The sequence below is a fragment of the Cellulosimicrobium sp. AB352 genome (assembly GCF_049538415.1).
Lineage (GTDB): Bacteria > Actinomycetota > Actinomycetes > Actinomycetales > Cellulomonadaceae > Cellulosimicrobium > Cellulosimicrobium funkei.
In genome coordinates this window covers 203,736-211,312 of sequence record NZ_JBMVFX010000004.1, presented here as the reverse complement: position 1 = coordinate 211,312, position 7,577 = coordinate 203,736, and the positions used below count along the sequence as shown (strand labels likewise).

5 protein-coding genes are annotated in these 7,577 nt (G+C 70.8%); all 5 read right to left on the bottom strand.

From position 1 onward, the window contains the following. Nucleotides 1-35: 35 nt before the first annotated feature. From ACPCUX_RS04885 to ACPCUX_RS04865, 5 genes are read right to left on the bottom strand one after another with little or no spacing between them, the layout of a single operon-like run. Nucleotides 36-1,922: a PfkB family carbohydrate kinase gene (locus ACPCUX_RS04885; RefSeq protein WP_423388261.1), complete on the bottom strand. Its 1,887-nt coding sequence runs from the start codon at nucleotides 1,920-1,922 to the stop codon at nucleotides 36-38. Further along, nucleotides 1,919-3,199, bottom strand: a complete 1,281-nt coding sequence (locus ACPCUX_RS04880) for an AGE family epimerase/isomerase (RefSeq protein ID WP_423388260.1) — start codon at nucleotides 3,197-3,199, stop codon at nucleotides 1,919-1,921. The genes ACPCUX_RS04885 and ACPCUX_RS04880 overlap by 4 nt, the downstream gene beginning before the upstream one ends. Next, nucleotides 3,196-5,718 carry a glycoside hydrolase family 2 protein gene (locus ACPCUX_RS04875; RefSeq protein WP_255179314.1) on the bottom strand — a complete coding sequence of 841 codons (2,523 nt, stop codon included), beginning with the start codon at nucleotides 5,716-5,718 and terminating at the stop codon, nucleotides 3,196-3,198. Before ACPCUX_RS04875 ends, ACPCUX_RS04880 begins: the two co-directional genes overlap by 4 nt. After that, nucleotides 5,715-6,632: a carbohydrate ABC transporter permease gene (locus ACPCUX_RS04870; protein ID WP_081896102.1), complete on the bottom strand. Its 918-nt coding sequence runs from the start codon at nucleotides 6,630-6,632 to the stop codon at nucleotides 5,715-5,717. The genes ACPCUX_RS04875 and ACPCUX_RS04870 overlap by 4 nt, the downstream gene beginning before the upstream one ends. Next, nucleotides 6,629-7,567: a carbohydrate ABC transporter permease gene (locus tag ACPCUX_RS04865; RefSeq protein WP_034656390.1), complete on the bottom strand. Its 939-nt coding sequence runs from the start codon at nucleotides 7,565-7,567 to the stop codon at nucleotides 6,629-6,631. Before ACPCUX_RS04865 ends, ACPCUX_RS04870 begins: the two co-directional genes overlap by 4 nt. Nucleotides 7,568-7,577 lie beyond the last annotated feature (10 nt).

The following is a 7,577-nucleotide window of genomic DNA, read 5'->3' as shown; positions in this document are numbered from 1 at the left end:
GACGCCCCGCCCCGCTCCCCTACCGGAGCCGGAGCTCAGTCCCGCGAGCGCGCCCGCAGCTCCTCGTAGACGTGCCGGACGACGTCCGCGCCCGGCTTGCCGTACATGCAGTAGTCGTCGTTCGCTGCCGCCTCGGCCTCGGTGTAGAGCGGAGTCGGCCAGTCCCACAGGAAGTAGCCGGAGACCCAGGGTCGTCGGCCGCACGCGTCGAACATCTCCGCGAGCCAGGCCGCCTGAGCCTCGCCCGACGGCGGCCCGGCGAGAGTCCAGTCGTTCGGTCTCTCCGGTGAGCCCTCGCGGCTGGGGCATCCGGCCTCGAGGAAGACGAACGGCTTGTCCTCGCGCGCGACGACGGCCTCGATCCGGTCCAGGTGGCGCTCCCACGTCCCTGCCGGGTAATAACCCGAGCTGCCGATCACGTCGACCGCGTCCCACCAGGTGACGCGGTCCTCCTGGTACTTGTCGCAGTTGTACGTGACGAGGCCGTCGTAGACCTCGCGCACGGCTGCGACAAGGGCCCGCCACTGTGCGTCGTGCCCGTCGGCGCGAACCATCTCGCACCCGACGCAGAGCATCTCCACGCCCTCCTCGGCCGCAATCCGCGCGTGGTGCACGATGAACTGCGTGTACGACGCGAACCACTCGTCCCACGAGGGCTCGCCCGGGACGTCTTCGTCGAAGAAGCCGATGAACGCGCGCCAGGTTCCGTCGGCGGAGTCGACGACCGGTTTGAGGCACACCTTCCAGCCGCGCGCCTTGGCCGCGCGGATCGCGGCGCGCACCTCGTCGTCGGTCACCGTCGGCTCGTCGCCGTAGCGGACCGTGGTCGACTGGGGCGTGTCCTGCTTCGCGGAGAACGTCACGGCGACCCAGTCCACGCCGAGCCCGCGCAGCTGGTCCATGGAGCGCTCGGCCCCCGGACCGGTCCAGGTTCCGCGCACGCCGGTCCAGCCCCAGGTCATGCCCGTGACGGGTGCCCCGGCGAACGGCGTGGGCCGTACCGGCCCTTCGGCCGCGTGGAGCTCGGCCCGGGTCGGCGGGTTCGCCCCCGCGCGCGATACCGTGACCGACGCGGCGACCGCTGCGGACCGTGCCGCGGTCCGCACCGCCGCGTCCGACAGCCGGCGCAGAACGTCCGCGCCTCTCGGGCCGCGCACCCCGCGAGCCGCGAGCGCGTCGAGCAGCGCCCCGGTGAACGTGTCGCCCGCGCCGACGGTGTCGACGACGTCGACCGCACGGCCCGGGACCTCGACGAGGCGGCCGTCGTGCCGCACGAGGGTCGCGCCGTCGCCTCCGCGTGTCACGACGACGAGGGCTACGCCCCATGCCGACCAGCGGCGGGCGACGTCGAGCGGGTCGGTCGCGGGGGCGAACCATGCGAGGTCCTCGTCGCTCACCTTGACGACGTCGGCGAGCGCGGCGAGCTCCTCGACGCGGGTCCGGACCGCCGCGGGGTCGTCGACGAGAGCGGGGCGCACGTTGGGGTCGTACGAGACGACGGCGGAGGAGCGCGCCCGGCGCACGACGTCCCGGACCACTTCGGCGCCTGGAGAGAGCACCGCCGCGACGGAGCCGACGTGGACGACCTCCGCGTCGCCGAGCTCGACCTCCCCGAGCTCCCACGCGAGGTCGAAGGTGTACGTCGCCTGCCCCTGGGCGTCCAGGGAGACGGTCGCGGCCGACGTCCGGCCTGTCGAGGGCACGTGCGCGTTCACGTCCACGTCGCTCGCGACGAGCCAGTCGCGGACCAGGGCGCCGCGCTCGTCGGGGGCGAGAGCCGTGGTGAGTGACACCTCCCGCCCAAGCCTGCCGAGCGTGAGCGCGACGTTGGCGGGGCTGCCGCCGGGCAGCTCGTGCGTCACGCCGTCGCGGCCCGGGACGACGTCGACGAGTGCCTCGCCGACCACGAGGATGCGCGTCACGAGGCCACCTGCCCGTCGTGGACAGCGCGCGCGATCGAGCGGCCGAGCGGAAGCCGCGGTAAGAGCGTTGCCTGGACCGCGTGGTAGAGGTCGGGCTTGCCGGGCCACGTTCCCCGCGCGGGGTGGTTCGAGCGGTCGAGCTCGTGGTGCCAGGATCCCCTGTCGTGGTCGACCACGAACGTCACCGCGTAGTCCCACCAGGTCGCGTACAGGTCGGCGTAGCGGGCGTCACCCGTCCGTCGGTGCAGGGCGTCCGCGGCGGCGATCGCCTCGGCGACGACCCAGTGCATGCGCTCGCGCACGACGGGCACACCGGACCAGTCGGTCGTGTAGACGAACCCCTCGGCGCCGTCCACGGCCCAGCCGTCAGCCATGGCGCGGTCGAACAGCACTGTCGCCGTCGCGCGCAGGTCGGACGGCGCGACCGTGCCCAGGGCGCCCTCGAGGTGCAGGAGGAGCCGGGACCACTCGAGCCCGTGCCCGACGGTCGCCCCGTAGGGCTTGAACGGGTCGGCGGGCCGGTCGGCGTTGAGCTCCAGGTGCGGCGTCCACGTGTCGTCGAAGTGCTCGGGCAGACGGCCGTCGTGCTCCTCGGCAAGCCGCACGACGAGCCGGGCCACGCGCGCGGCGCGGTCGCGCCACGCGACGTCTTCGGTGGCGTCGGCGACGGCGAGCATCGCCTCCACCGCGTGCATATTGGCGTTGAGGCCCCGGTAAGCGTCGAGGACGGTGAACGATGCGTCCCAGGTGTCGACGACGAGGCCGGTCGCGTCGTCCCAGAAATGCTCGAGGAACACGGAGCACGCGTCCGTGAGCAGGGCCCGCGCGCCCGGCACGCCGGCCAGGGTCGCGCTCGACGCGGCAAGCAGGACGAACGCGTGGTCGTACGCGGACTTGCCTGCGCCAAGGTCCGGTGCGCCTTGCGCGTCGAGGGCGTGGAACCACCCTCCGTGCTCAGCGTCGTGCAGCGGTCCCAGCAGGCCGTCGAGGGCCCCGCGCGCGACCGGTTCGCACCCGGGCACGCCCAGCATGGCACCGAGCGCGTAGACATGGACGGTCCGGCACGTGATCCACGTCTGGACGCCTGCCGCCGGGTCGGGGGCCCCGGTCTCGTCGAGGTAGGCCGCCCCTCCCCCCGGCGCGACGACGCGACGCCCGAACCCGAGCAGCGACCGCGTGTGGGCATCGAGCCAGGCGACGTGCGTCTCGCGCTCGGTCCAGGCGAGCTCGTCGCGCACCCCGCCGCGCGACCGGAGGTCGATCGTCGGCGCCGTCATGCTGACATCACGGGCCGGCGCGACATGAGCTGGTTGACGCTGCGCAGGACCCGCGGGTCGGCGAGCGCGGACCTGTCCAGCGCTTCGGGGGCCGCCACGTGGAAGGTCACGCTCTCGCCGGCAAGGAGGTCCACCAGCATGTCGTCCACGACGGCGTCGGGGTGCACCTTGTCTGCGAGCAGCGACAGACCCCGCACGAGGGTGTTGGTCGTGACCCGGACGCGCGCCCCGTCGTCGGTCGAGGTGACCTCGACGTGCAGCGCCGGGCTGCGCAGGGCGCTGTCGCGCGGTTCGGTGTAGAACCACGTTGCGCGCTCGTGTCCGAGCGACGCGACGAGCAGCTCGCCGGCGGCATCACCCGGGACGGCGAGGTCGGTCGGCAGCTGGACCGTGTCCGTCGCACGTGCCGCGACGTCGACAGGGATCTTCGTCGCCTCGACCTCGACGCCGTCGTAGCGGATCCGCCGGACGACGAGGTCGCCGCGCCACTGCTCGGCGGAGTCGTTGACGACCGCCACGACGAGCTGCCCGTCCTCCCCACGCGGCTGGACGGTGAGCAGACGGTCGGCGAATGCGTGGCGCAGCGCGAACAGGAGCGGCTTCTGGCGTCCGTCGCCGTCGACAGCGGCCCAGGACGTCACGGGCCAGCAGTCGTTGAGCTGCCAGACGACCGCGCCCATGCAGCGCGGGCTCCAGGAGCGGTAGTGCTCGAGCGCCGTGCGCACGGCGGTTGCCTGGTTCCAGGACATGGCCCAGTGCCAGTCCTCCATCGCGTCGGGCAGCGGGACGTGGGCGACGAGCCCGTCCGTCAGCTTGTCGTTGCCCTGCATCGCCTTCTGGTGGACGAGCATCCCGGGCGACTCGGGCGTCAGGGGGTCGTCGCTGATCGCGCGCGTGAGGGTGGACCAGGTGGGAGGCCCCTGCCAGCCGAACTCGGCCATGAACCGCGGCACGGTGTCGCGGTAGTGCGGCCAGTCCTGGCGGTTCCACAGCTCCCACTCGTGCATCGAGCCGTGCCGCGGGTCGTTCGGGTGCACGTCGAGGCTGCCCGACCACGGGCTCGACGGTGTGTACGCGCAGTCGGGGTCGAGCTCCGCGACGACGCGCGGAAACAGCTCCGTGTAGTAGCCGAGACCCCAGGTGCGGCCGTCGAGGCGCTTGTCCCAGCTCCAGTCGTGGAATCCCCAGATGTTCTCGTTGCTGCCGTTCCAGAGCACGAGCGACGCGTGATGACCGAGGCGGGCGACGTTGTCGCGGACCTCCGCCTCGACCTCGGAGCGCAGCGGCTCCTCCTCCGCGTAGGCCGCGCAGGCGAAGAGGAAGTCCTGCCAGGTGAGCAGGCCCCGCTCGTCGCACAGGTCGTAGAAGTCGTCCGACTCGTAGATCCCGCCGCCCCATACGCGCAGGAGGTTGAGGTTCGCGGAGACCGCCTGGTCGATGCGCGCGGCGTACCGCTCGCGCGTGACGCGGTGCGGGAACGCGTCGTCCGGGATCCAGTTCGCCCCGCGTACCCAGACCGGCACGCCGTTCACGACGAACCGGAAGGACGTGCCGTCCTCGTCGGGCTCCATCTCGAGCGTCGCGGTGCGGAAGCCGACGCGACGGGCGGAGGTATCGAGGGGCTCCCCCGCGCCCAGCAGCTCGACGGCGACGTCGTAGAGCGGCTGGTCACCGTGCGTGCGCGGCCACCAGAGATCGACCTGCGGCACGACGACGTCGACCTCGGCCGAGCCGCCGTCGGCCGGCACCTGGACCCGCACCCCGGCGACGGACGCCGCGAGGGTGAGCGGCGCGAGACCGCGACCTGTGCCGGAGCGCTCGACCTCCACGACCACGCGCACCCGGCCCGCCGTCGGTGCCGTGGACTCGCCGGGCTCGCCCGCGACCGCCGCGTGGACGCGCACCTGGGCGAGTCTCGCCACCGACCAGGACTCGAGACGCACGGGGCGCCAGATCCCGGACGTCGCCGTGTCGGGACCCCAGTCCCAGCCGAAGCTGCATGCCATCTTGCGCATGGCGTTGAACGGGTGCTGGTTGACCTGCGGCCGGTAGCCCAGGAGGAGGCTCTGCCGGTCGGCGTACGGGACGGGGGCGGAGAACCGGACCACGAGTTCGTTCTCGCCCGCGACGAGCAGCGGACCGACGTCGAACCGGTAGGTGCGGTGCATGTTCGCCGTCGTGCCCACCACCGTCCCGTTGAGCCGGACCTCCGCGACGGTGTCGAGGCCGTCGAAGACGAGGTCGTGCCGCTCGTGCCCGTCCGGGGCCCACGCGAAGCGCGTGGTGTATGCCCAGTCGGTGCGACCGATCCACGCCTGGAGACGCTCGTGGTCGTCGAGGTAGGGGTCGTCGATCACGCCTGCGGCGAGGAGGTCCGTGTGCACGCTCCCCGGGACCGTTGCCGGGACGTCGGAGACGGTCGTCCCCACGGGAATCGCTCCCCCGACGGCGCTCACCGTCCAGCCCTCGTGCAGCTCGCGGCGGGTCGCCCTGAGGGCGGATTTCTCGGTGAAGGTCACTTCGTGGCTCCTGCGGTCAGGCCGTTGTAGATGTGTCGCTGGAGGAGGAGGAAGGCGATCAGCGTCGGGACGATCACGAGGATCGTGCCGGCGGCGATGACCTCCCACTCCGACCCCGTCGGTCCCTTGAACCGGAAGAGGGTCGTCGAGATGACGCCGAGCTTGCTCGACGGCATGTAGAGGAACGGGATGTAGAACTCGTTGTAGATCGCGATGCCCTTGATGATGACGACGGTGGCGATCGCCGGCTTGAGCAGCGGGAAGACGATCCGTGCGTAGATCGTCAGGCGGTTCGCCCCGTCCAGCATCGCGGCCTCGTCGAGCGAGCGCGGTATGGAGCGCATGAACTGCAAGAAGATGTAGATCGCGATGATGTCCGTGCCCATGAAGAGCACGATCGCGGCCCAGCGGGTGTTGAAGAGCCCGAGGCCGTTGATGATCTGGAACGTCGCGACCTGCGTGGTGACCGCGGGGACGAGCGTCGCCAGCAGGAACCCGGCCATGACGACCTTCTTGCCGCGGAAGTCGAACCGGTCCACCGCGTACGCGGTCATCGTCCCGATGAGAATCGTCCCGGCGAGCGCGACGACGAGGATGATCATGGTGTTCACGAAGCCCGCGAGCATGTCGCTGTCCGTGAAGGCCCGCGTGAAGTTCGCGAAGTTGAACCAGTTCCGGGGGAGATCGAGCGGACCGGTCGTCACGTACTCCTCGCGGGACTTGAAGGCCGCGAAGAAGATCGTGAGGATCGGGACGACGGCGGCCGCGCACGCGATGACGAGGCTGATGTACTTCGCCGTCGTGGCCAACGGCCCGGCGACGGGTGCGACGCCCCTCGAGAACCGGGCGGCGGCCCGGCGGAGCTTGTCCGCTGCGGTGATCCGGTTCGGCGCGGGTGCGGTGGGGGCGCTCATACCAGGTCTCCCTTCTCGTCCGGGAAGAACTTGCGTTGGATCGCGCTGATCACGAGGACGATGATCAGCAGCACGACGGCCATCGCGGACGCGAGGCCGACCTTGGAGTACCGGAACGCCGTGTCGACGGTCTGGATGACGAAAGTCTCGGAACCGTTCGCGCCCTTCGTCATGATGAAGGGGATCTCGAAGACCGAGAGCGCGCCCGAGACGGCGAGGATCAGGGACAGACCGACGATCTGCTTGATGCCCGGGAAGATGATGTAGCGGAACTTCTGCCACGACGTCGCGCCGTCGAGGTCCGCGGCCTCGTACACGTCACCCGGGATCGCTTGGATCGCACCGAGGAACAGCACGAAGTTCAGGCCCATGTAGCGCCACACGGAGGTGCCGGCGAGCGAGTAGTTGACGATCGACGGGTCTCCGAGCCAGTGCGGAGTCTCCTGCACGCCGACGATCGCCAGCAGGGCGTCCAACGTCCCGTCCGGGCGGAAGAAGTAGAGGAAGACGAGGCCGATCGCCACGCCGTTCAGGAGGTACGGGAAGAAGATGACGCCCTTGAAGAAGTTCCGGAACCGCGTGCTGAAGCTGAGGATCGTCGCGAAGTAGAGCGCCAGCGCGAGCTGGACGAGCGCCCCGACGAGGTAGTAGAGGCTGACGAAGAAGACCCGGAACAGCTCGGGCCGCGTGAAGATGTCGACGTAGTTCTTGAACCCGACGCCTTCCTTCACAGCGTCGAGACCGTCCCAGGACGTGAAGCTGTACCAGATCATGTTCGCCACCGGCAGGTACGTGAACACGAGCAGCAACCCGAGCGGGACGACGAGGAACAGCCACGGGGTGAGCGACCCGGGACGTCGCTTGGGCGGTCGGGACGTAGCACTCCGTCTGTGTGGCTGGGTCGATGCGGCCACGGTCGGACTGGTGACAGCCATGTCATGCTCT